At 40.0% G+C, this 23,735-nt stretch carries 24 protein-coding genes and 1 pseudogene; 3 read left to right on the forward strand and 22 right to left on the reverse strand.

What is annotated here, in order from left to right; genetic code table 11:
* Nucleotides 1–128: 128 nt before the first annotated feature.
* A complete protein-coding gene (locus ACTHOQ_RS13640; RefSeq protein ID WP_440496698.1) occupies nt 129–320 on the forward strand; it encodes a sodium:potassium antiporter in 192 nt (63 codons plus the stop codon).
* Nucleotides 321–435: 115 nt separating this feature from the next.
* On the opposite strand, the gene ACTHOQ_RS13645 is transcribed toward ACTHOQ_RS13640, so the two are convergent.
* From ACTHOQ_RS13645 to spoVT, 8 genes are all read right to left on the reverse strand, one after another.
* Nucleotides 436–864 (reverse strand): S1 domain-containing RNA-binding protein, encoded by a 429-nt coding sequence (locus tag ACTHOQ_RS13645; RefSeq protein ID WP_008408265.1) that lies wholly within the window; start codon nt 862–864, stop codon nt 436–438.
* A 255-nt stretch (nt 865–1,119) separates the two neighbouring features.
* Nucleotides 1,120–1,554, reverse strand: coding sequence for an FtsB family cell division protein (locus ACTHOQ_RS13650; RefSeq protein ID WP_440496699.1), 435 nt, complete (start codon nt 1,552–1,554; stop codon nt 1,120–1,122).
* 50 nt (nt 1,555–1,604) lie between these two features.
* Nucleotides 1,605–2,063, reverse strand: coding sequence for a spore cortex biosynthesis protein YabQ (gene yabQ, locus ACTHOQ_RS13655; protein ID WP_440496700.1), 459 nt, complete (start codon nt 2,061–2,063; stop codon nt 1,605–1,607).
* Nucleotides 2,060–2,359 (reverse strand): sporulation protein YabP, encoded by a 300-nt coding sequence (gene yabP, locus ACTHOQ_RS13660; RefSeq protein ID WP_440496701.1) that lies wholly within the window; start codon nt 2,357–2,359, stop codon nt 2,060–2,062. Before yabP ends, yabQ begins: the two co-directional genes overlap by 4 nt.
* 86 nt (nt 2,360–2,445) lie before the next feature.
* Nucleotides 2,446–2,736, reverse strand: a complete 291-nt coding sequence (locus ACTHOQ_RS13665; protein WP_440496702.1) for an RNA-binding S4 domain-containing protein — start codon at nt 2,734–2,736, stop codon at nt 2,446–2,448.
* Nucleotides 2,737–2,740: 4 nt separating this feature from the next.
* The gene (gene yabN / locus ACTHOQ_RS13670; RefSeq protein WP_440496703.1) at nt 2,741–4,207 is read right to left on the reverse strand and encodes a bifunctional methyltransferase/pyrophosphohydrolase YabN; all 1,467 of its coding nucleotides are present in this window, start codon (nt 4,205–4,207) and stop codon (nt 2,741–2,743) included.
* 9 nt (nt 4,208–4,216) lie between these two features.
* Entirely contained in the window at nt 4,217–5,824 is a 1,608-nt protein-coding gene (locus tag ACTHOQ_RS13675; RefSeq protein ID WP_440496704.1) for a putative polysaccharide biosynthesis protein, read from the reverse strand.
* A 165-nt stretch (nt 5,825–5,989) separates the two neighbouring features.
* The gene (gene spoVT, locus ACTHOQ_RS13680; protein ID WP_440496705.1) at nt 5,990–6,526 is read right to left on the reverse strand and encodes a stage V sporulation protein T; all 537 of its coding nucleotides are present in this window, start codon (nt 6,524–6,526) and stop codon (nt 5,990–5,992) included.
* A gap of 253 nt (nt 6,527–6,779) precedes the next feature.
* Here spoVT and ACTHOQ_RS13685 point away from each other — a divergent pair, with 253 nt between their 5' ends.
* Nucleotides 6,780–7,091 (forward strand): hypothetical protein, encoded by a 312-nt coding sequence (locus ACTHOQ_RS13685; protein WP_440496706.1) that lies wholly within the window; start codon nt 6,780–6,782, stop codon nt 7,089–7,091.
* Between the two features lie 74 nt (nt 7,092–7,165).
* Here ACTHOQ_RS13685 and mfd read toward each other — a convergent pair.
* The 8 genes and pseudogenes from mfd to ACTHOQ_RS13725 all read right to left on the reverse strand — a co-directional run bounded on the left by mfd (nt 7,166) and on the right by ACTHOQ_RS13725 (nt 18,438).
* A pseudogene (gene mfd / locus ACTHOQ_RS13690) lies at nt 7,166–10,677 on the reverse strand (transcription-repair coupling factor).
* Between the two features lie 84 nt (nt 10,678–10,761).
* Entirely contained in the window at nt 10,762–10,989 is a 228-nt protein-coding gene (locus tag ACTHOQ_RS13695) for an anti-sigma-F factor Fin (protein WP_440496707.1), read from the reverse strand.
* A gap of 59 nt (nt 10,990–11,048) precedes the next feature.
* The gene (gene pth, locus ACTHOQ_RS13700) at nt 11,049–11,612 is read right to left on the reverse strand and encodes an aminoacyl-tRNA hydrolase (RefSeq protein ID WP_440496708.1); all 564 of its coding nucleotides are present in this window, start codon (nt 11,610–11,612) and stop codon (nt 11,049–11,051) included.
* Nucleotides 11,613–11,684: 72 nt separating this feature from the next.
* Nucleotides 11,685–12,896: an MFS transporter gene (locus tag ACTHOQ_RS13705; RefSeq protein ID WP_440496709.1), complete on the reverse strand. Its 1,212-nt coding sequence runs from the start codon at nt 12,894–12,896 to the stop codon at nt 11,685–11,687.
* An 832-nt stretch (nt 12,897–13,728) separates the two neighbouring features.
* Nucleotides 13,729–14,376, reverse strand: a complete 648-nt coding sequence (locus ACTHOQ_RS13710) for a 50S ribosomal protein L25/general stress protein Ctc (protein ID WP_440496710.1) — start codon at nt 14,374–14,376, stop codon at nt 13,729–13,731.
* 170 nt (nt 14,377–14,546) lie between these two features.
* The gene (locus ACTHOQ_RS13715) at nt 14,547–15,506 is read right to left on the reverse strand and encodes a ribose-phosphate diphosphokinase (RefSeq protein WP_440496711.1); all 960 of its coding nucleotides are present in this window, start codon (nt 15,504–15,506) and stop codon (nt 14,547–14,549) included.
* Between the two features lie 26 nt (nt 15,507–15,532).
* Nucleotides 15,533–16,903 (reverse strand): bifunctional UDP-N-acetylglucosamine diphosphorylase/glucosamine-1-phosphate N-acetyltransferase GlmU, encoded by a 1,371-nt coding sequence (gene glmU, locus ACTHOQ_RS13720; protein WP_440496712.1) that lies wholly within the window; start codon nt 16,901–16,903, stop codon nt 15,533–15,535.
* Between the two features lie 287 nt (nt 16,904–17,190).
* Nucleotides 17,191–18,438 (reverse strand): helix-turn-helix domain-containing protein, encoded by a 1,248-nt coding sequence (locus tag ACTHOQ_RS13725; protein ID WP_440496713.1) that lies wholly within the window; start codon nt 18,436–18,438, stop codon nt 17,191–17,193.
* Nucleotides 18,439–18,631: 193 nt separating this feature from the next.
* Between ACTHOQ_RS13725 and ACTHOQ_RS13730 the strand changes: the two genes are divergently transcribed.
* Nucleotides 18,632–19,918, forward strand: a complete 1,287-nt coding sequence (locus ACTHOQ_RS13730; protein WP_440496714.1) for an MFS transporter — start codon at nt 18,632–18,634, stop codon at nt 19,916–19,918.
* A 191-nt stretch (nt 19,919–20,109) separates the two neighbouring features.
* Here ACTHOQ_RS13730 and spoVG read toward each other — a convergent pair whose 3' ends face one another.
* The 6 genes from spoVG to veg all read right to left on the reverse strand — a co-directional run bounded on the left by spoVG (nt 20,110) and on the right by veg (nt 23,608).
* Entirely contained in the window at nt 20,110–20,409 is a 300-nt protein-coding gene (gene spoVG / locus ACTHOQ_RS13735) for a septation regulator SpoVG (protein WP_440496715.1), read from the reverse strand.
* 277 nt (nt 20,410–20,686) lie between these two features.
* Nucleotides 20,687–21,061, reverse strand: a complete 375-nt coding sequence (locus ACTHOQ_RS13740; protein ID WP_440496716.1) for a RidA family protein — start codon at nt 21,059–21,061, stop codon at nt 20,687–20,689.
* Complete coding sequence (purR, locus tag ACTHOQ_RS13745) at nt 21,058–21,891, reverse strand: pur operon repressor (RefSeq protein WP_440496717.1); 834 nt, start codon at nt 21,889–21,891, stop codon at nt 21,058–21,060. The genes ACTHOQ_RS13740 and purR overlap by 4 nt, the downstream gene beginning before the upstream one ends.
* A 71-nt stretch (nt 21,892–21,962) precedes the next feature.
* Nucleotides 21,963–22,829: a 4-(cytidine 5'-diphospho)-2-C-methyl-D-erythritol kinase gene (gene ispE, locus ACTHOQ_RS13750; protein WP_440496718.1), complete on the reverse strand. Its 867-nt coding sequence runs from the start codon at nt 22,827–22,829 to the stop codon at nt 21,963–21,965.
* A 221-nt stretch (nt 22,830–23,050) separates the two neighbouring features.
* Complete coding sequence (locus ACTHOQ_RS13755) at nt 23,051–23,242, reverse strand: small, acid-soluble spore protein, alpha/beta type (protein ID WP_440496719.1); 192 nt, start codon at nt 23,240–23,242, stop codon at nt 23,051–23,053.
* A gap of 108 nt (nt 23,243–23,350) precedes the next feature.
* Nucleotides 23,351–23,608 (reverse strand): biofilm formation stimulator Veg, encoded by a 258-nt coding sequence (veg, locus tag ACTHOQ_RS13760; protein WP_008408296.1) that lies wholly within the window; start codon nt 23,606–23,608, stop codon nt 23,351–23,353.
* Nucleotides 23,609–23,735: the final 127 nt, after the last annotated feature.

Here is a 23,735-nt window from a genome sequence, read left to right on the forward strand (position 1 = left end):
AGGAAATCGCAATTTCCTAAACGGCTTTTCTTTTTTTCATTTCAATCTTCTTTTCTTCTATTTTGTGACTTCATGGCAATCCCTGTTCCTTTTACTTTATAATAGCTAAGAAAGAGGAGGCGTATATTTTGGTACAAAATTTTACATACCTAGCATTTCTTTGTGGAGTCAGTATGCTTTTAGTTGTTGGAGGCGTTCTGTTAACAAACTTACCCCTTCCACTCCAAATTATTATGATTGCTGTCGGTTTAGTCGGGGGCATTTTCTGCTTCATCACACTTATCCGTGTACTAATCAAGCATAATATCGAAAAAGAATAACGAAAATGTGGGTTATACAATAAGAAAGAGCGGTGTATTGTAAGTGAAAAAACTTACAATACACCGCTCTTATCATCTATTCGACACTTTTTCTACGTTCAAACAGCCAGCAAAATTATCCTCTGCGAGCTCCACGGCCACCGCGCTTAGACTCAGTTGCACGCTTTAATGTAGTTAAACGCTCATCGCTATCTTTTAAGAAACGCGCCATTTTTTGTTCAAAGTTCTCTTTTGGTTGACGATCATTGCGATCGTTTGAACGGTTATTTTCACGACGAGGACGCTGTGGACGCTCTGGTCGCTCAGCTTGAGGCTTTGCTTTACGGATTGAAAGACCAATCTTTCCGTCCGCTTCAACATTCATCACTTTCACTTCGACTTCATCGCCTACTTTAAGATGTTCATTAATATCTTTTACGTAGTTATCCGCCACTTCACTAATGTGGACCAATCCTGTTTTCCCATCTGGAAGCTCAACGAATGCACCGAAATTTGTGATGCCTGTTACCTTACCTTGTACTTTGCTGCCTACTTCAATTGACATAAAAAAAATGCTCCTCCTTAAATTTTAAGAGGCCCTTCGATTGAAAAGCCATTTATCAATTATAATGAAACTTTTGTTCAATAGTTTCTTCTCTAATTATAGCTAACATAAAAAGAGTGTCAACAAGACACTCTACCTAAAGGTAATTAATCCCAAATATTTTATCGCAAAATCAACATAATGATTAGTTTTTTTATTTAATTTTCAAAGTAGCATCTTTTTCTTTAAATGGTTATATCCAATAACTATTAATAACTACTTCTTTTCATCCCTGGGCTTTTCGTCATTGCCTTTTTCGGATGTATTCGGTATTGTAAAGATTATTTCGCCTTCTTCAGAAAGGAAAAACTCTTTTCTCGCTAGCTTGGCGATGTATTCATCATCTTCCAGTTTCGCAAGCTGCAAGTTTAAAAGCTCTTGTCTGTGCAGAGCTTCGTCCAATTGTGCTGCAACAGCTGCCTTACTCTCTTCCTTGGCAGCGAGACGTTCGCTTTGTACCATATTCGCCTTTACTAATGCTGCAATTACTACTGCTGCAAATACGAAAAATACAGCCAATCTTCTACGGCGCCGAACAGCTATTTTTGCTTTCATTTGGGCTCTAGCTTGCGGATTTGATCGGACATAGTCGTTATTTAACGGCTGGACGTTATGATTATGTAGCTCTTCTTGCACATTTCTTCTTCCCACTCCGTCTCCTCCCCCACAATAAAGATAGTTGTTATTATTATACGAGTTCGCTACTTTGTTTTAAAGGCTTTTAATGAATATTTCTTAAATATTTTAATAATTGGATTACTGATGAACACAATCGGCGCTATTAATAACTTTACAATAATTTTTACAATTTTAACTAATACATGTCCAATAAAGAAAAAGGGCTTCACAAATATATTTATGCTTATCCTTCCAATAAAGCGCATACTATTTTGGAAAACTAATTCGTATATCGCAATCCCGGCGATTTGGGCAAGTGGATCAACAAACCGCCATTGCCCTCCTTTAACTAAAAATAACAAGTAAAATGTACTTACCCCTAGAAACAGCCAAACAACCCATTCGAAAAACCATGTTACCCGTCGAATAAATTTAAAGGGGATGCGATTTACGTTAATTCTTATACAATCGATTATTGCACCTACAGCTATTCCGCTTATAAACATGACAAGGATGCTTACAAGCTGCGCACTCATCATCATCCAAACAATTTATGGAGGAAACTTTTCGACAAACCGTTCTCGCTTTCATCGTATTGGAATTGCTTCACTTCCCCTTCCAATGTGAGCAACCCTTTATCCACGTCTAAATGTACGATACGCAGTTCTTCTCCACGGATTAATAAATGGCCTTGTGATGTATTTACGTAAAATTCCTCCTGATCAAATCGCTCGATACTTTTTACTGATGTCATGTCCATACGTTTTCGATTGCGTACCGTTACTAAGTGATCACCAGATGAAATAGTGTAGCGATTGCTTTCTTGATGAATCGTCATGCAAGTCCCCCTTTGAGCTTATAGTTGTACACTATATGCACAAAAGAAAAAAAGCATGACACAAAAAGATGGTCATGCCTCTATCATTATTCTTCATCGTCAATAAATTCTGGCTCAACCTTTTCTAGACGCTCTTCTTTTAAAATTGTAAACATTTTTAATGCTTCTTCTTTTTTCACATTTTCACGCAATTCTTCCACGCGTGCAGTTACGATTTTCTGTCCGAAGCGAATTGCCAGTTCGTCGCCTGCTTTCACTGTACTACTTGCCTTAGCCACTTTTCCGTTAATCATAATACGGCCTTGTACCGCTACTTCTTTTGCTAATGTACGGCGTTTAATCAAACGCGAAACTTTTAAAAATTTATCCAGGCGCATAAATTTACTCCCCTTTTTCTAATTGTTTAGCTTCATCCCAAAATGCATCTAGTTGTCCCAATGTAAAATCGCTAAATGCCTTTCCGCTATTTTTTACACTTTGTTCGACGAAGTGAAAACGTCTTGCAAACTTTTCGTTGGCGTGCAGCATCGCCTCTTCCGGCGAGATTTTATAAAAGCGCGCAATGTTGACAAGTGTAAATAATACGTCTCCAAATTCGTCTGTTTGGCTAATAGCGGAGCCTTTTGTAATTTCGTCACGGAATTCTTGCCATTCCTCCTCAAACTTTTCCCATGCGGCATCGGCGTTTGGCCAATCAAAGCCTACTGTCGCCGCTTTTTTCTGATAGCTGTAAGACGTTTGCAGCGATGAATACGGACTATATTCATCGTTTAAGAGAGGTTCATCGGCTGAATCACCCTTCTCCTCTTTTTTAATCTCTTCCCAATTGGCGACAACTTGATCAGCATCTTTCACTGTGACATTGCCAAAAACATGCGGATGGCGGCGAATCATTTTTCCGCTGATTGATGCCAGCACTTCCTCTAATGTAAAGTAGCCATCATCTTCGCCAATCTGTGCATGTAGAAATACTTGCAGAAGAACATCCCCCAGCTCATCGACCATCGCAAAATCATCTTCTGCATCAACCGCTGCCAAAAATTCATGTACTTCTTCCAATAAGTATTTTTTCAATGATTCATGTGTTTGCTTTTGATCCCATGGACAGCCATTTGGACCACGTAATTTTGCGATAATCCGGCGGAATGTCGTCCAGTCACGCAACGCATCTTCATCCGATTCAACAGGCGGGACATACACTGTCGTCAAGTTATTGATTTCGGCGGCCTGATCGAGCTCATAAAGCGGGACAGTTCGCAATCTTTCCTGGGCTGATCCGGCTGCTGTAACAATTGTTACCGGATAGTCATCACGGTATTTTTCCATTAATGTCAGTTTTACTTCCGATGCGCTGAACGAATCATATACTTGGGCAATTAAAATGTGTTGGCGCATATTAATATCATGCATCGACATACTCGTGCCATCCAACAGCTGAAACCCTTCAATCGGGTCGATTTTCAATGCCCCGAAAATCGGGTCCAAAAAGCTTTGCCCGCCTTCAATGGCAAGCTTAATGCGTCCTTCACGCTCCGCCTCAATTAAATGCTGGACTGTTTGTTCTGCTACAAGGGGATGACCCGGCACTGCATACATAATCTCTTCATCCGCAACCGCTTCGATGAGACGCTGTGCAATTTCCTCATATACCGGCCCAAATGAACCATATTTAATATAAATATTATCAAAGCTCGCAAACTCGATTCCCTCTTGCTTTAAATCTTGCAAAACAGGGTGATCCTCTGTACGTACATATATTTTCTTGGCGGCTTTAAGTTTTTTATAAACACCCATTTGCATTTGTTCAAAATCGGCTGCACCTAAACCGATGACTGTTAATTGATTCACGATAAACACCTACTTCTTTCGATTTAACAATAACTGGTATGCGGCCATTCGTCTACCGAGTGGGATTAAAAACCAGTCCTTTTCCGTCAATACCCGCATTTTGGCTACTGCCGTTATAAAGCTAAATGCACCGAGCACAACAAGCACTATGCTGTAAATAAGTGCATCAAAACGACTAAAAAAACTCGTGAACACGAAATTTAAGCTAAAAATTGCACCATATACGACGACAATCATAATCATGCAGGCAAGCGTCAATTTTTTGTAAAACATACGATTTGCCAAGCGGATCGGCGTTATTTTTTTCAAATAAACAATTAATGCGACAGCCGTGAAAAGAAGACCAATATTGCTCGCGATAGCCGCGCCTAGAATACCGAAATGCGGCAGGAAAATCACATTCCCCATATATTTCAATGCAATCCCCAATACTAAAAATAATGCGGGGATTTTTAATTTGCTATATCCTTGCAAAACAGCGGTAAACGTTAAAATAATCGATAATGGCACAATTTGAAACGAATAGAGCTTTAATACACCGGAATACGCATCGGTTTTAAAAAGCATTTGATTGACATATGGCATCACAACAATCAAACCAAGTGCCGCAGCTATGCCAAATAACAGCGAGCTTCGATATGTTAGCTGAATAAAAGGCTTTGCACCACGGCCGTTTGTTTTATTTGCCTTTAATGCAACAAGCGGCACAATCGCCAACGATAATGAAGTCGCGACGACGATCCCCAGTTGCACAAGTGGTTGGCCACGGTCATAAACACCTTTTACTTCCATCGCCTGCAACGAATCCATTCCCGATTGGATGAGCATTTTAAATATCGTAAAAGAATCGACGAGCTGGAAGCATAGCAGCAAAAGCGCACTCATACTAATGGCAATACTATATATCGTCACTTCTTTCAGCACAATCCAAATCCCGCTTTTTATAGCTGTTCGTCTTGAAGGACGGGGCCGTCTTATCATAAAATACAGCAGCAGCACAATCCCTGCTACTTCTCCTGCTACCGTACCGAGCATTGCCATTTTTCCCGCCGAGTAGACAGATCCGGTGTATTGCAGCAGCGTAATCGTCCCGACTAAAATAATCGAGACACGGATCATTTGTTCAAAGACTTGTGCATATGCGACCGGCTGCATTTTGCTTTCTGCCTGGAAATTCCCTTTTAAAATGGCGAGTATTGGCATACATAATGTAATAAATGAACCAACCTTTAACAATCCTGCCAGCTGCGGGTCTTCCATTAAATTCGCCAATGGCTGTGCTCCGAAAAACAGCAAACAGAAAAACAAAAGCGACAATGCGGATAAATAATAAAAAATGATGCGCGATACGGATTGCTTTTCTTCATATGTGCCTCCGCGTGCTTCAATATCTGCCAGCATTTTTGAAATGGCTACCGCAAATCCGCTCGATGTCCACACGACAAAAAACGAAATGAATGGATACACTTGCTGATATACATAAAAACCTTGATCGCCTACCAAATTCTGATAAGGAACACGGTATATCGCACTTAATACTTTCACGATAAGCGCCGCAACCGTTAAGAGAAGCGCGCCCTTCATATAATTTTTCATCCCAAAACTTTGCGAAGTCATTCTATTTCCTTCCTCTGCTTCATACAATGTATTAATTATATCATGAAAGCACATTCATATTTTCACTAGACATTTACAACATAAAGTCTGTTATCGGGCATCTTTATTATTGCTGCATGAAAGCAAAATAAAAACGCCCATTCATATGGACGCTTCTACATGATTTTAGTTTTCCATTTGCTTCGCCAAAAAATTTGCTGCGGTTTCTGCTGTCTTTTGTTCAATTTCTCCGATGAAATGCGCTCTTGATATTAAATAAATAGCGCCTATTGGGTCCCCATTCGAAACTATAGGCACGATGCAATATGATTTCACTTGTTCATACTGTCCAGCTACAAGTTCAATCGACATTTCCAGCTTTTCACTAACAGGTGATCGGTTTTTTATAATATCTTCCGCAAAAACCGTTAAACGTCTCGTGACATAATCCTTTTTGGAAACACCTGCAACGGCGATCATTTCATCGCGGTCGCTTATTAATGTTGGTGTACCTAATGTTTCAAATAATGATTCCGCATATTGTTGTGCAAATTCACCTAAGTCGTTAATCGGTGAATACTTTTTTAAAATCACTTCTCCTTCGCGGTCCGTATAAATTTCCAACGGGTCTCCTTCACGAATGCGAAGTGTTCTTCTAATTTCTTTTGGGATAACAACACGACCTAAATCATCGATGCGGCGAACTATTCCTGTTGCTTTCATCGTTTATGTTCCCTCACTTTCACATCAATTCACAGCATGATGCTACTAGTATGGTAAGAAAAACATGAAACTATGCATCAATGCAAAGTAATAAAAAACTTAAATCTCGTCTTGCTTTTTTCAAAAGTGATATTTATTGCCTACTTTAAAACGATGGGAAATAGGAAATTACAACGGTTTCATGCCATTAAAGTTTTGTTTTTATGAGAACGGAAATAAAGAATTAAGATAACTCTTTTTGGAGGTGCTTACAATGTTAAAAGTGGATCGAGTTACTTCTACACCCGACGCATATCGTCAGCAGCAATATTACGCAGGCACACATTTAGCTTTTTATCCAAATTTATTAAAAGAACGCGACGTTGCGATTTCCAAATTTGAAAACGGAATTTTTAAACGCTATTTGGAAAAACCGAATGGACAACGTGATCTCATTTCTGCTTCCACTACGAGAGAAAAGCAATTATTAGGTTTGCGTCAGGAACATCGTAATCGCGAGGAACTATTTCAGCGCTTAAATTATTCGGGCGGTGTACATTATAGTGTCCAACAGACTATCCTTTAATCCATTACTTGTTTCCGCTCATAAAAGAGAAGGGATGTTAAAGCGCAAAAACTTTTAACATCCCTTCTCTTTTTTTATGAATCTTTTTTCGCGGATACGATAAGTTGCATCATTTTTTCTACGACATCGAATGGTAGATGATTGCCGCATTTATGATAATCTATTGTTATCACGAGATACGCCCCTTCCATGCCAAATCCGACTGCACGGCCGAATTCCATCGATTGCTCCACAATTTGCGCGCCGTTTACATTGGCTGTTCCTTCTTCTGAAAGGATGATTGATACTGTTTGCTGCTTTTCTTTAATCGAAAGCACGCCAGCCTCGGCAGCCCACACTTTCATGCGCGCAATACGCATAAGCCTCTCTGTTTCCACCGGTAAATCTCCGAAGCGATCTTGCAATTCATCTATGATTTCCAAATAATCTTCTATCCGTTCCATTGCTTTAATTCGCTTATACATCTGAATTTTTTGATAGCCATCCGGAATATACGCATCCGGGATATAGGCATCGATATGCAGCATAACTTCGATTTCTTGCTTCTCTTCCTTTTTCACACCGCTGCGGCGTTCTTCCACAGCCTCTTCCAACATTTGCGAATACAAGTCAAAGCCTATGGAATCAATAAAGCCATGTTGCTGGGCACCAAGTAAATTCCCCGCACCGCGGATCGACAAGTCACGCATCGCAATTTTAAAGCCCGAGCCGAGTTCTGTAAATTCTTTTACCGCTTGCAACCGTTGTTCCGCCACTTCCGTCAGCACTTTGTCCCGCTCATACATAAAATATGCGTACGCAATTCGGTTCGAGCGACCAACACGCCCGCGCAACTGATAAAGCTGTGAAAGACCCATTCGATCTGCATCATGGACGATTAATGTATTGACATTCGGAATATCGACGCCTGTTTCAATAATTGTCGTCGTCACGAGCACATCATATTCCCCATCAATGAACGATAAAATAACCGATTCAAGCTTTGCCTCAGTCATTTGACCATGCGCAAACGCAACACGCGCATCAGGAACGAGCATTTGAATTTCCTCCACGCGTCTTGCAATATCCTCTACACGGTTATATAAATAAAACACTTGTCCACCGCGCGCCATTTCACGTTCAATCGCCTCACGAATGAGCGCTCCATTATGCTCCATCACATATGTTTGGACAGGGAAACGGTTTTGCGGAGGTGTCTCAATTACAGATAAATCACGTACTCCAACCATCGACATATGAAGTGTACGCGGAATGGGTGTCGCTGTTAATGTTAAAACATCGACATTCGTTCGCAATTGCTTAATTTTCTCTTTATGCGTCACACCAAAACGCTGCTCCTCATCAACGATAAGCAGGCCTAAATCCTGATATACAACATCCTTTGATAAAATGCGATGTGTACCGATCACCATATCGACCGTTCCTTCACGCAAACCTTTTAATGTATCCGTTTGCTGCTTTTTCGTGCGGAACCTGCTCAATAACCCGACATTGATCGCATAGTCTTCAAAACGCTTTGAGATCGTTTCGTAATGCTGTTGCGCCAAAATCGTTGTCGGCACTAAAAAGGCTACTTGCTTGCCATCCAAAATCGCCTTGAAAGCGGCACGGATCGCCACCTCGGTCTTCCCGTAGCCTACATCACCACAAACGAGGCGATCCATCGGGCGTTCGCGTTCCATATCTATCTTCACTTCGGCAATCGTCCGTAATTGATCCTCTGTTTCCTCATATGGGAAAGCTGCCTCAAAGCTCCGTTGTTCATCTGAATCCGGAGAAAATGCAAAGCCCTTCTCTGCTTCGCGTTTTGCATACAGCTTTATTAAATCATCGGCAATATCCTGTACAGCATTCGAAACTTTCGTACGCGTTTTTTTCCATTCCGTTCCGCCAAGTTTATGAAGCTTTGGTTCTTTTTCGCCTGATGGCACATAGCGCTGAATCAGCTCGATCTGATCGACGGGCACATACAATTTATCATCTTCACGATAGCGCACATGTAAATAATCCTGATGTGTTCCGTTTACGACAAGTGTTTCGATACCGATGTATTTCCCGATGCCGTGATGCACGTGAACAACATAATCACCTGGCTTAATTTCGGTATATGATTTAATACGCTCAGCATTCGTCATTTGCTGTGGACGCGATTTTTTCTTCGCCTGTTGCTTAAATAGCTCATCATCTGTTACGACTGCTATTTTTTGCAGTGGCAGTTCAAAGCCTGATGACAATGCGGTATTCACCAAATAAATGCCCGGCGACTCTGCATAGCCAATCGTTGATGCGATATGGTAGTCATCCAGCAAATTTTGCATTGCCTTTATGCGGTTTTCTGAATTTGCCGTAAATAAAACAATAAACTTTTCCTGTGCCCAACGCTCGATTTCATTTTGCAGCAAAGCAATTTGTCCATGAAACTGCTGCATCGGTTTGCATGAGAAGTTGACCGTCTTTTTGATTGTGACCCCTGCAAATGTGCGGGTAAACAGCGCAAAATAAATCTTCTGTTGTACTAACATTGAAAGCACTTCTTTCAATGAATGCGAAGGCTTTACCTCATGAAGCATTTTCCCTTCTTCAATCAGCGAGATGAACCATTCATTTCCTCCCGCTCCCATGCTTCCATCACCTCTTGGATTCTCCCCAGTTCATCAAACAAAATAAGGCCGTCCCTCAGGAAGTAATCTCCTAAAAAGTGCGGCTTGCCGAATAATAAGGATCCGTATTTCGCGATATGATCTGGTAAATGGCCATGGCGAAGCAGTTCAATATCGTGTTCGATATTTTGCATAAGCAACTCTTGCGTTTCTTGTTTACGGACCTTTTTCAAGCTAGCTGCCAGTGCTATTTCTAAACGCTCCGCAAGTGCGATTCGTTCATCCTTCGTAAGGAGCAGCTCTGTTGCAGGCAAAATTTTTATACTATCCAATTTATCGATAGAGCGCTGATCATCCGCAGAAAACGTGCGAATCGAATCCACTTCTGTATCGAACAATTCAATTCGTATCGGATTTTGCGCATATGGCGGGTAAATATCCAAAATTCCCCCACGCATCGCAAATTCGCCTGGTGTTGTTACCATTTCCGTTCGTATATAGCCCATTTCGACGAGCTTGTTTAACCAATATGCAATTTCGATATCCTTGCCTAAAGTTGTTGAAAGCTCGTACCCGTTCCAATCATTGGGCGCATTCAGCATATTGCGCAGCCCGGCCGCTGGGATAATGTATATGCCGCGCTCTTTATTGACCAATCTCCCTAATGTCGCAATACGCTGTGCACGCAATTCAGGCGAAGAAATCGTCATATTCGCTGCGATAAATTCCTCGGCCGGGTAATAATGCACATGATTCTCGCCGACTAATGCACTTAAATCATCGAGCATTTTCTGTGCTTGCAGCAAGTTTGACGAGATGATATAAATCGGTTTATTCGTCTCCTGATAAATCGTATGAATCAATGCCGGCCTTGCACTGCCTGTTAAACCTGTCACGAGGTTGTCATTAGCTATGTTTTTCTTTATTTGCTCTATAAAATTATCAATCTGCTTATCTTTTTTAAATAATTGATGAATTGTATCCACGCATAATCCCCTTCCTCTTTTCAATGAAACGAATATGTAAATGGAAAAAGCCTTGGCGCACTATATACGACCAAAGCAACTCCTTTACTGTAACCATTTTTTTAGCGCATAATAATCGGGAAACTGACGCAATGACTCTTCACAGTGTTCACAAATGCTATAAACGGTCGTTTCTCCCCGTTCATCTTTCTTTATGAAGTCATCGATCTCACCTATTTCAAATAAATGAAGCTTTTGAACCGTTTCTTCTGCATTGAAAGGCAAAGTACCAATCTCTACCTCACAATGTCTGCAGCGGTAGCGTACAGGCATCTCCCATGGCCTCCTTTAAACACTTATGTATATTAAAGTCTAACCATTATTTGATTAATTTATGCGCCGTTAAATTTGTTCATCACTTCTAAAAACGGCTTTGTTAAAGCTGTTTCAATAGCGTCACAGCTCTTTTCGACAGCTTCTTTTACAATTGGCTGATCCTCTTTTGAAAATTTGGCCAATACGTAATCCGCAACTTTCATGCCTGCTGGCGGACGGCTTACTCCGACACGGATTCGATTAAATTCCTGTGTCCCTAAGTGCTGAATTAATGACTTAATCCCGTTATGTCCACCAGCACTTCCTTTGCCGCGTAATCTTAATTTACCCGTTTCCAGATCTAAATCATCATAAATAACAATAATATCTTCAATTTCTATATCAAAATAATCCATTAAAGGACGAACACATTCTCCTGATAAATTCATATATGTTAATGGCTTCAATAAAATGACTTTTCCTTCAGGACGATGGGCCATTGCATACATACCATTAAATTTCGTTTGATTTAATGGCGCATTCCACCGATTTGCCAATTCATCAATCACATCAAAACCTATATTATGGCGTGTATGTTCATATGGTTTCCCAGGATTCCCTAAACCAATAATTAATTTCACTAGTAATCGCATCCTTTTTCTCTAATCGCCTTTATTTTATCATATATTTCAATTAAAAGTATGTATCGTCGATTACTGCTGCGATAATGAAACCTTTCGCTTTTTCCTGACAATATACAGCACAAAAAACGCAACTGCTGCTAAAAAGCGCATCGCCGTCGATAAATACATCGCAATTTGCATCGAATAAGTTTCGAGCAGCCAAATGCCTATTTGCGGCGAAATAAAAGCTATGACGGCAAGCAGCACATTGTAAGTTGTAATACAATACGTGCGCACATCTTCCGGAGAGTTTTCCAAAAGCAAATTAAATAAAATCAGCACGGTCCCGGATACAAAGAATCCTGACAGTACAAACATCACGACCAAATAATAATGATTCGTTGATAAAACCGTAAGCAGCGGGGCCGTCGACATCCCAAAGGCTACCCAGACAAACACACGCATATTCCCGTGTTTTTGCGACCATTTCCGCCATAATGAAAATGAAAAAATTTGTGCAACCATGCTGCCGACATTAAACATGCTGATCCAGAAAATGGTTGCTTCAGCATAACGAATATTATAAATATTGAATAATCCCCATGCCATTTGCCAGCCAAAATTAAAAACGAGCGCAACTACCAAAAACAGTACGTATTGATTATCTTTGAAAATTACCCAATTCATTGCACGCTTCTTTTCTTTATTCACTTCCCGGATCGGTTCATCATGCTTCATTAAAAAAATCAATTCCACAACCCCGATTAAAAATGTAAACATAAATAGAATTTGATATGTCATCGCATTTGCGGTTGCGTCTCTCATGACAATACCAATTACTAATGTAACGACCAGACCAACAATCGTAAGCAGTCGATTGCGGTCACTGAAAAATTGTGCCCGCCTATGGTCTTCTATAATATTGCCGATAAATGTCTGCCATCCCATATTCGCCATCGTGTTCGGGATACTCATCGCCGCAATCAGCCCAAGTAATAGCCAGGAGCCAAAACTGCCTGGCACATAGCTTACAAATGCGATTAATAAAAATACAAATCTTGCTGCTAATACTGAAAACGCCACTAATCTTTTTTGCTCAATCGCCCGGTTCAGTAAAATTGCAGCCGGTAGTGTCATTAAGAGCGTAACTAATGGTGGAAGCGAACTAATCAAGCCTACTTGATAGTTAGTCGCACCAAGTATCGTCATCGCAAAGATTGGGATATAGCTATTTGACATATTTTGAGCAACAGCAGATGCCATCCCATGATAAATGCTCATTTTTTCATTATGTGTTCTCATAACGGCCTCTAATTTTCTTAATATTTACTCATCTTTATCCCATTATACTGATTTTCTTTCGGATGTCGAAGTTTTTTTAAAAGGTATTTTTAAGAGGAAATCAGCCTGCATACATCGCACCGTGTGGAAGCAATTGAAAAAAAGATAACGAACAAAAGCGCCCTTTCAATTCCGAGTGGGCAAAACACCGCGTCGAGTGGCATACCCCCAATGACTTACATCGTGTGAGCCGCAAGTTTTGGAGGACCCCACGCAAAAGTAAACGTTCCACAACTTTTGCAGAGGGCGCTGGAAATCTGTCTTCTTTATTCAGGGCTTCCATTTCAATTAACAGTTTTTTACTGGCATAACAATCGGTCTCGTTTCTTTAAGAAATATGTCTAATATTTTATTCGTTAGCTGAATATCCCCGAGGAAAATTTATGCGAATTTTAAGCGAAGCGGCAAGATGGTGACCGAAAAAAAGAGGCGGATTCCCGAAATTTGAGACAAAGGGAGCCGCTGTTAACGGTTGAGGAATCTGTTTAAGTGCCCACTCCAATAAATAGACGGAAAAAATCCCATAACTTAATGGAGAGCCAGAATTTCCCTATAAATGGTAATTTTATCTAAATTGATATAGGGAGGGCTTATTTTCATTAAAAAATTTAAATAATCTTAGTTTTTCCACGTCCTTCTTTTGCACGGAGGAGCCAAAAGGTGCGAGGGGTTGGCGCGGTTTGCCTGAACCGGTACAACACTTTTTGTAAAGTTATCTTCAATGCCAGAATCTATAGTTTCCTTAACAATGAAAAAACCGCCCTATATAATAGAGCGGCTCTGCAATATTTCCTTAATCTTCTCGTCCTGGTCTTTCTGGCGATAATTTTTCTCCCGTTGCCTCAACATCATCCGCCGTAACATTTTCTGCATCGGCGTCTTCAACTGGCGGCGCTGGCGGTGTTATCGTTGCCAATGTGTAATCATCCTCTTCTATAATCGTAAAGCCGGTAAATTGACCACGAACATTACCCACGGATAACGCCTCACCAACTGCTAATTCGGATACATCGACTTCTATTGTATCTGGAATATCGCTTGGTTTTACTTTTATTTTCAATGTATGATTCGGTTGAGTTAATACCCCACCTTCTTTCACACCAACTGAAGTTCCGACTAATGCTACTGGAACATCCACTTCGAGCTCTTCTTTCATATTGATTGCAAGGAAGTCAACGTGTTTTACATGGCCTTTAAGGGCATCACGCTGAATGTCAGTGAGCACTGCATTCACTTTTTTCCCCTCTACGTCAATTTTAAACACGCTTGTGGAACCGTAGGCTTGTACTGCTTTTGCCGTTTCCTTATAATCCAGCGAAATCGGCGTAGTTTCTGTTCCATAGCCATAAAGCACACCTGCTAGCTGACCATTTTTTCTAAGTTGGGTTAATGTTGAACGTTTCCCAGTGTCCCGCTTTTTGGCTTGTAATACTGTAGTCATCTTCCATCGTCCCCCTTAAATAGTAGTACAGAGATATGTTTTCCCTATCTCTGCATAATTTAAACATAATCAATTGCCAGATTTTTTGCAAATATTCGAAACAGATATGCTTACTTAAAGAGGAGTCAAAAAAAGCCCGGGAAATTGAATTCCCAGGCTTTTTGATTTGATTAGTCGAATAATGTACTTACTGATTTGTTTTCATAAACGCGAGAGATTGCATCCGCCATTAATTTTGCAACAGATAATTGCTTAATTTTTGGAGAAAGTTTTTCTTCGCTTAATTGAATTGTGTTTGTGACAACCAACTCTTTAATTGAAGAATTTTCAATACGCTCGATTGCCGGACCAGACAATACCGGATGTGAACAACATGCGTAAACCTCTTTTGCGCCGCTCTTAATTAATGCCTCTGCACCAATCGTAATTGTACCTGCCGTATCGATAATATCATCGATTAAAATACATATTTTACCTTCCACATTACCAACAATATTCATGACTTCCGCTACGTTCGGCTTCGGACGACGCTTATCAATAATCGCGATTGGGGCTTTTAGACGCTCCGCCATTTTACGTGCACGCGTTACACCCCCATGATCTGGAGAAACGATGACTAATTCATCTTCGTTAAAGTCTTTTGAACCGAAATGTTCAGCAAGCAGTGGTACTGCCACTAAATGATCGATTAAAATATCGAAGAAACCTTGGATTTGAGGTGCGTGTAAATCTAATACGATGACACGAGTTGCACCGGCAGTTTCAAGTAAGTTTGCTACTAATTTAGCAGTGATTGGTTCACGCGCTTTTGCTTTACGGTCTTGACGTGCGTAGCCATAGTAAGGCATAACAACGTTTACTGTACGAGCAGATGCACGTTTAACAGCATCAATCATAATTAAAAGTTCCATTAAATGCTCATTAACAGGAGCAGAAGTAGATTGAACGATGAATACATCCATTCCTCGAATACTTTCTTCAATGCTAATTTGGACTTCTCCGTCACTGAAGTGTTTTACAGATGATTTTCCTAGTTCTACACCCATTTCATCTGCAATCTCTTTTGCAAGGGGATTGTTGGAATTTAATGAGAAGATTTTTAATTTTGAGTCAGCGTATTGATACGGCATGATGGCCTCCTGTATTTTAAATAATTTTATTTTGAATTTAATTTACTCATATAGCCTAGCTTATTTTCCTGACGAGCACGGGCAATTGCCAGCGTATCTTCCGGAACTTCTTTAGTAATTGTGGAGCCTGCAGCGATAAATGAACCTTTTTTCAGTGTCACAGGCGCTACTAAGTTCGAATTACATCCTACAAATACATCGTCTTCAATAATTGTTTTGAATTTATTTTTACCGTCGTAGTTCACAGTAATAGATCCACAGCCAATGTTAACATTGCTGCCGACTTCTGCATCACCAATATAGCTTAAATGAGACACTTTCGTATCATCACCTAACTTACTCTTCTTCACTTCAACGAAATTACCGATTTTCACGTGATTTCCTAATGAAGAATCAGGACGTAAATGAGCAAACGGACCTACCGCTGTTTCATTTCCTACCTGGCTGTTTAACACGACCGAACTATGAATTGTTGTTGCATTGCCAATTTGACTGTCCACAATGTGACTATTTGGACCAATTTTACAATCTTCGCCAATAACCGTTTTTCCTTCAATGATGACACCAGGTAAGATAACTGTATCACTGCCGATTACTGCATCTGCACTAATATGTGTAGAAATGGGATTAATGATTGTTACACCATTGCGCATATGACGCTCATTAATACGAGCACGCATCAGTTCTTCAGCTTGTGATAAAGCAAAGCGATCATTGACACCCAACGTTTCGTCGAAGTTGTCCGTTACATATGCTGCAACGACCTCCCCTTGCTTTTGTAAAATTTCAATGACATCCGGCAAATAGTATTCACCTTGCGCATTTTCATTGTTTACTTGCTTGAGCGCCTCGAACAGTGCCCCATTGTCAAAGCAATACGTACCTGTATTAATCTCTTTTACAAGCTGTTGTTCAGATGTAGCATCTTTTTGCTCAACGATTTGCGATACTTGGCCATCTTCGTTACGTAAAATCCGGCCATAGCCAGTCGGGTTATGTGTAACCGCTGTCAAAATAGTGGCTTTTGCACTTTGTGAAGTATGGTGATCGAGTAGCGCCTGCATCGTTTCAGGACGGATTAAAGGAGTATCTCCGCATACGACAAGTGTAGTTCCTGTAAGTCCTCCTAAAATTGGCTCCGCTTGCTGTACCGCGTGTGCCGTACCAAGCTGCTCTTCTTGAAGAACATACTCGCTTTTATGCCCAAGTGTTTCTTGTACAAGCTCAGCGCCATGTCCTACAACTGTTACGACACGTTCTGCATTTAGTGAGCCAATATGTTCTATTACATGTTCTACCATTGGCTTACCGCATACAGGGTGAAGCACTTTATATAATTTGGACTTCATTCGCGTACCTTGACCAGCAGCCAATACGACCGCAAAAATATTTGTCATATTACAAGTCCTCCATTTTAGCTCATTTTCTCTTATGACTATATAGTAAATTCACAATCTTTTCAAGGCATTCAGACTTGACAAATGTTTGAATTTAAAATATTTGTAGAAGTTTAGTCTCTTTTCTTTTTCCCAAATAACGCTGTCCTTTTTTGAGTGATTTCCCTCTATAATTCCGTCGGTTTTTATTTATTTGCGCAATCTTACTCATTGATTCAAATGGAAAGGACTAAGACATAAAAGAAAAACCCATCACTCGCAAATTTCCGGGCAATGGGTTCATAATATTACATAATTTTCGCGTATGCCTCATCGATAAACGCCTTATCGAGTGACGGGGCATAATCTTTCACACCGTTTGCCGCATACAAAATATCGCGCTTGGCTTTTTCCGCATCGCCTTTTTCAAAAAGACAAAGTGCGCGGATTGCAAACGAGCGGTATAAACGCGATGCATCGGATGGGTGGTGATGCAGTTTCGGTCCTTCAATATCCGACAACAGTTCAGAAGCCTCGTCCAGCTGCCGCAACTGATAGTAAGCAAAAGCCCTTTCGCCTTTTATAAATTGATCAAGCTGCATTTTTATATTTCCTTTAGCATCATAGTAATTGAACGGGGTTGCAATGACCTTTTCATATGCTTTTTCGATATAGTTCCAGTAGGCAAGCTGCAATAATCCTTCAATAGCCAAATCAATCGGATCTTCCAGGATGACCGAAAACGCCTGAATTTTCATTAAATAATCGAGCGCCTTTTCACCCTCGCCTTTCATTACATGAATGAAAAACAAATAGCGGTAAAAATCGTTCATGCGATATAAAATTTTCTCCTCATGCGCAATTTTCAGCGCCAGCTGTAAATACTTCTCTGATTGCTCCTCATTATTGAGCGCCGCATAAACAACCGTTAAATTATAATATAAATCAAGCTTTTCAATTTCCCCGACAAATGCGCCAAACTGCTCAATACAATGAACACCTTTTTGCATCCAATTAATCGATTGCTCGTATTTTTGAACCTGGAATTCGATACTGCCTAAACGGCGATAGCCGCTTACCACCTTTGAATACACATGAATTTGTTTATAGCGCTCAATACATTGTACAAAGCCGTCCATATTAGGCGTAATGTCCAAATAATGGCGCATTAAATAATACAGTTCCGTTAAGCGAATTTCCTCATATGTGCTGCCGTTTAGCTTGTTCCCGGCAATATAAGGCCCTATAAGCGTATAAATTTCCCCGCTCTTTTCACGATGGTCGGCTTCTTCATACAATTTGTTCAACTGCGCGGCAAGCGATTCGATTTTTAAATAAAATTCCTTCACCTCTTGCGTATCCTTTGACTGCATCAATTCTGCCACATCAATGCCCAGCTGCTTTGCGATATGCTGCAAACTTTCCATCGACGGCTGTGCCTTGCCATTTTCAATCAGGCTTAGCATCCCTTTTGACAAACGAGTCCCTGCTACCTGTGCGAGCGTCATTTTGCGTTCTTTGCGCAACTGTTTAATTTTTTCACCTATATTGATCACGTCGCCACCTCACTAAAAACAGTGTACCAAATCCGCCCTCCGAAATAAATAATTTTAATTTAAATAAACTTTTGAATAATAATTTAGAGTTAAATTTTCAATTTTTTTAAATTAAATTAAATTTTATTGTTGCGAAATCCATTTCAATTTCGTATTATAAGTTTAATAAGATTAAACAAAAGGGGTTTTGTATATGACAGATCACGGTAAATTAAAAAAAGCGACTTATCATTTATACACATTTTTAGTGAGCAAAATGATTGGTTCGCTTGGATCGCATGTTTATAGCTTTGGTATCAGTATGTACATTCTTTCAATGACAGGTTCTTCGTTAAGCTTCGCGCTTAATATTATTTTAAGCTACTTGCCCCGTACCATTGTTTCGCCTATTGCAGGTCTGATTGGTGACCGTGTTTCCCGGAAAAGGCTTGTGCTTGGAGGGCAAGCCGGTGTTATTTTGACTGTATCAACCCTGCTTTTATACACACATGAATTTGGTTTATCGCTTATCGCCGTTTATACGGCAACTGTGTTTAACAGCATTTTCAGCACATTTACAAGCGTTGCGTTCTCCGCTTCGATTGCCAACTTGGTAGATGAGGCCCGCCTGCAAAAAGCTATGAGTTTCAACCAATTATCATATTCCATTTCAGGCATCAGCGGCCCAATCTTCGGCGGTATGCTATTCGGCTTTGTTTCGATGGAGATTTTCCTTTTCATCTTTATTATCGCAGCGGTTATTACGATCACATTAGAAGCCACAATGGATTTTGAACTCTTTAAAAAGCATGCAACAGGAACAGATGTAAAACAGGAAACAATGCTTGAAAGCTTCAAGGCAGGCTTTCGTTATGTCAATAAAAAGCCTGTTATCAAAGCCATTTTATGGGTGGCATTATGGCTGAATTTATTTTTCATGTCTGTCAATGTTGGCGGAGACTATATTTTATTAACATTATTAAAACTTGATCCAAAGCTCATCGGTATTACAGAGGCTGGGGGTGCGGTCGGAGTGTTGGTAACATCGCTTTATTTTGCATCACGTGCAAATGTTAAGTACCCGCTGCAGCTTGTAAAACGTTCAACTTTAATTACATCATTAATCGTGATTCTTGCAGGTTTGCCGCTCGTTTTACAGCTATCAAACACATTTAACTTCATTTATTATTTCATTATTATGTTCATATTTGGCTCATTAGGTGTTGTTACAAATACGCCGCTTGGGGTGATGTTCCAAACATCCATTGATGAGGAATATCGCGGCCGTGTGTTCGGCATTATTGAGATGATGTCGATGAGTGCGATGCCTGTGGGAACGCTTATGTACGGTGTGCTATATGATATTTTGCCGGCCCAGCATGTTTTATTCGTAAGCGGGCTTATTTTAACAGGTTTGGTTTTATTATTGCTTCGCCCATCAATCGTGGAAATGGCGCATCCAGAGCTGAAGAAAACACCCGTACAGCCTGTGACAGAATAATTCCGTCTATCAGGCAGTAATGATCGCTCCCCCAATTGTCGGAAACAATTGAAGGGGAGCTTTGCTTTGTTTAATATAGTTGATCTTCCAGCATATAAAATTTGCATCATTCTATATTTTTGCGACGTCTATGAATCTCCTTAAAATCAAAAAAAGAGCCTCCTCAATTTGAGTGACCCCCTAAATATTCCTTACACATTCGCTTCTTCTAATTCCAATGCATCATCTGTATTTTCCTCAGTGGATGCATGAAAAGCTTCCAAAACAATTTCCTGGATTTTATTGCGCGTATTTGAATTGATCGGATGTGCGATATCTCGGAATTCGCCATCTGGTGTTCTTTTACTTGGCATTGCTACAAATAAACCCGCATTTCCATCAATTACACGAATATCATGAATGACGAACTCATCATCCAGTGTAATCGAGGCAATTGCGCGCATACGTCCATCCGTTTGAACGCGTCGCAATCTTACATCAGTTACTTCCATTATGAATACCCTCCTGTGCTTAGATGCATTTATTAGTTTTTAGTATTCGAGAAAAAAGACTATTTCCCTTCTCTCATACATTTAATTTCTAAATTTGCACCATTTATCAATAGAATACAATAGAATGTAATTTTTTTCTATCTACAATTTTTATAATTATTAAAATTAATGAAATATTCTGCATTTTTGTAGCAAATTAGTAATATTTCACTTAAATTTTACATGAAAAAGGCGTGCTAAAAGTTTTTAACTTCTGACACGCCCGCTAAATCAATATTTATTTTACCAATGCAATAACTTCAATTTCTACTTTCACGTCTTTTGGCAGACGTGCAACTTCTACTGCCGAACGCGCTGGCTTGTGCTCGCCGAAATGAGAAGCATAAACGTCATTCATTGCTGCAAAGTCATTCATGTCTTTCATAAATACAGTCGTTTTCACAACTTTGTCCAAAGAAGATCCGGCTGCTGCCAAAACGGCTTTTAAGTTTTCGAATACTTGATGTGTTTGTGCCCCGATATCGCCATCAACGAGGTCTCCTGAAGAAGTAAGTGGAATTTGCCCTGAAGAGTAAAACATATTATTTACGATGATTCCTTGTGCATATGGACCGATTGCTGCCGGCGCATTTGTTGTTGAAACTGTTTTCATTTTAATTTCTCTCCTTTTGAAAAAAAATTACCTTCACTTAATGCAATAGTGCGATCTTTCTCATTCACTTCTTGTAACTTTACTAAAGAATAATAATCATCTACTAAAGTTTCATCAGCATGCTGTGCCTCAACTAATACTGCAATCCCTGCTAATTCACAATCGAACTCCTCTAGTAAATTCTTCATGCCATTCATCGTGCCGCCGACTTTCATAAAGTCATCGGTAATTAATACACGCTGCCCGCTTTTCATACTGCGCTTCGATAAAACCATCGTTTGTATACGACGAGAAGATCCGGATACATAATTAATGCTTACTGTTGATCCTTCCGTCACTTTGCTGTCACGCCGTACGACAACAACCGGGACATTCAAATGTCTTGCAATCGCATGGGCAATTGAAATCCCCTTTGTCGCAACCGTCATAATAACATCAATTTGCTGATTCGCAAAGACACTTGCAAATACTTTACCGACACGATTCATTAATTCCGGATTTCCTAAAAGATCCGTCATAAACAAATAGCCACCAGGCAATAATCGATCCGATTGACCTAATTCCACCATAAATTCCCCAATTACTTCAAGAACTTCCTGTTCCGCCATTTTAGGGATATATTTAACACCGCCTGCTGCGCCAGGGACGGTTATTAAAAGCCCAATTCCTTTTTCTTCAAATGTTTCCTTCACAATTGTTAAATCTTCGCTAATTGAAGATTTTGCAGAACTGTAAAGCTCAGAAAAATAAGTTAGCGGGATCAACTGATGTGGATGCTCAAGCAAATAATAAGTCATATCTACAAGGCGTTCACTACGCTTCCATTTCATGCGATCCTCTCCCAAATATTAATAATTAAAATACGAATGTTTAATAGTCAAATTACCATAATTATACGCCTTTATGCAAGTGGATTTCGTTCCCCTAACATACGTACTACATATACTTCCTCGCAAAAACCGCGCAGCCCATTGTAAATGCGGCTGACACGCGCCTCATTTTCCACTAATCCAAATACTGTCGGACCGCTGCCGCTCATTAAAACGGCATCCGCTCCAAAGCGCTGCATTTGTTCTTTAATCGTAATCACTTCTGGATGCAGCTTAAATGTTACAGTTTCCAAAACATTTCCAAGTGAAGCACACATTAATTCGTAATCATTCGTTTCTATTGCCCGTATCATTTGCTTTGTATTAGGATGCTGCAATCCTTCTATATTTAATCCGCCATACACATCTGCTGTAGAAACTCCGATTTTCGGCTTTGCTAATACGACCCAGCAAGTTGGAGGCGCTTGTAATTCTTCAACTTGCTCCCCTCGTCCTGTAGCCAATGCCGTACCGCCATATACGCAAAATGACACATCCGAACCGATTTTTGCCCCGTGCTTTGCTAGCTCGTCCAACGACAGGTTTAAATTCCAAAGTTCGTTCAGCCCGCGCAATGTAGCTGCTGCATCACTGCTCCCGCCGGCTAAACCTGCCGCTATCGGAATTTGCTTTTCGATGGAAATCGTGACTCCTTCTTTAATGCCGTATGTACTTTTTATTAGCTCTGCTGCTTGATATGCAAAATTCCTTTGGTCATCCGGAACAAAATTATCTGTCGAAACAATTTTGATTTGGCCATCTGCACGCGATTCCAGTCCGATTCGATCCGCTAAATCGACTGTCGTCATAATCATTTCCACTTCATGGTAATTGTCAGGACGTTTATAAAGCACATCAAGGGTTAAATTGATTTTTGCGGGTGCTTTTACATATAACATTGAATATTCCTCCTACTATATAAGGCACGCATATATGCAAATACGCGATTTAAATTCTAATGTTCCTATTTTACCATACGGAGGCCGCGTATTATGCAAGAAAGCTTTCACTTTTCTTTGCAATTTACTGCTCATACAACGCATTTTTCTCAGCTGAATGGTAAATTAAAATAACACCACCGTAAGCGGATGCCTACGATGGTGCCATCTTTTGCGTCAACTTATTTTTGGTTGTGTTGCCTTGATTGTTCAGCCAGGCTTTCCTGCGCCATTTCAACCGCACGCTTCACCATGTTTCCTGCATCACGGGCTTTAATACCGCCCCAGCCCTCACGTTGAACTACGTCATAAAATCCAAGTTCTTTTGCAATCTCTTCCTTTAGACGACTCGACATGATTTTTTGTCTTGCCATGCAAAAAACCTCCTTTTTCGTTGACGCTTTTAGCATGTGCAAAAAATAAAAAAACACTCACTTATAATGAGCGCTTTTTTTAAAATATTAAAATAAGTACTAGAAAAACTATTTGATGGTAGCTACAGCATCATCTAAAAAAGTAATCTCTACTGCTTCGGTAAGTATATCTGTGTAACTGTAAGAAACGCGCTTGCACGCATTATCTTCTTGCTTTAGTTCAATGACGAACACTGCATGATAAGTGTCACTTAAGACGCCTTCGCATTCAATTGTTTTCTTGCGACCACCATTTGCTTTTAATTGCAAACGTTTACCTAAATGACTATCTAATGACTTTTTAATGTCTGCTAACGTTTTTGGCATTTTCGCATACACCTCACTGTAAAATAGTATACCATGATGTAATTAAAATGTCAATAAAATATAATATTTTATCACCGCTATACAAAGTCGTCAACTTTTTTCTAAAGTTTTTTTGAATTTTTTAGTC

It is taken from the genome of Solibacillus silvestris (assembly GCF_051967575.1).
GTDB classification, from domain to species: Bacteria; Bacillota; Bacilli; order Bacillales_A; family Planococcaceae; genus Solibacillus; species Solibacillus silvestris_B.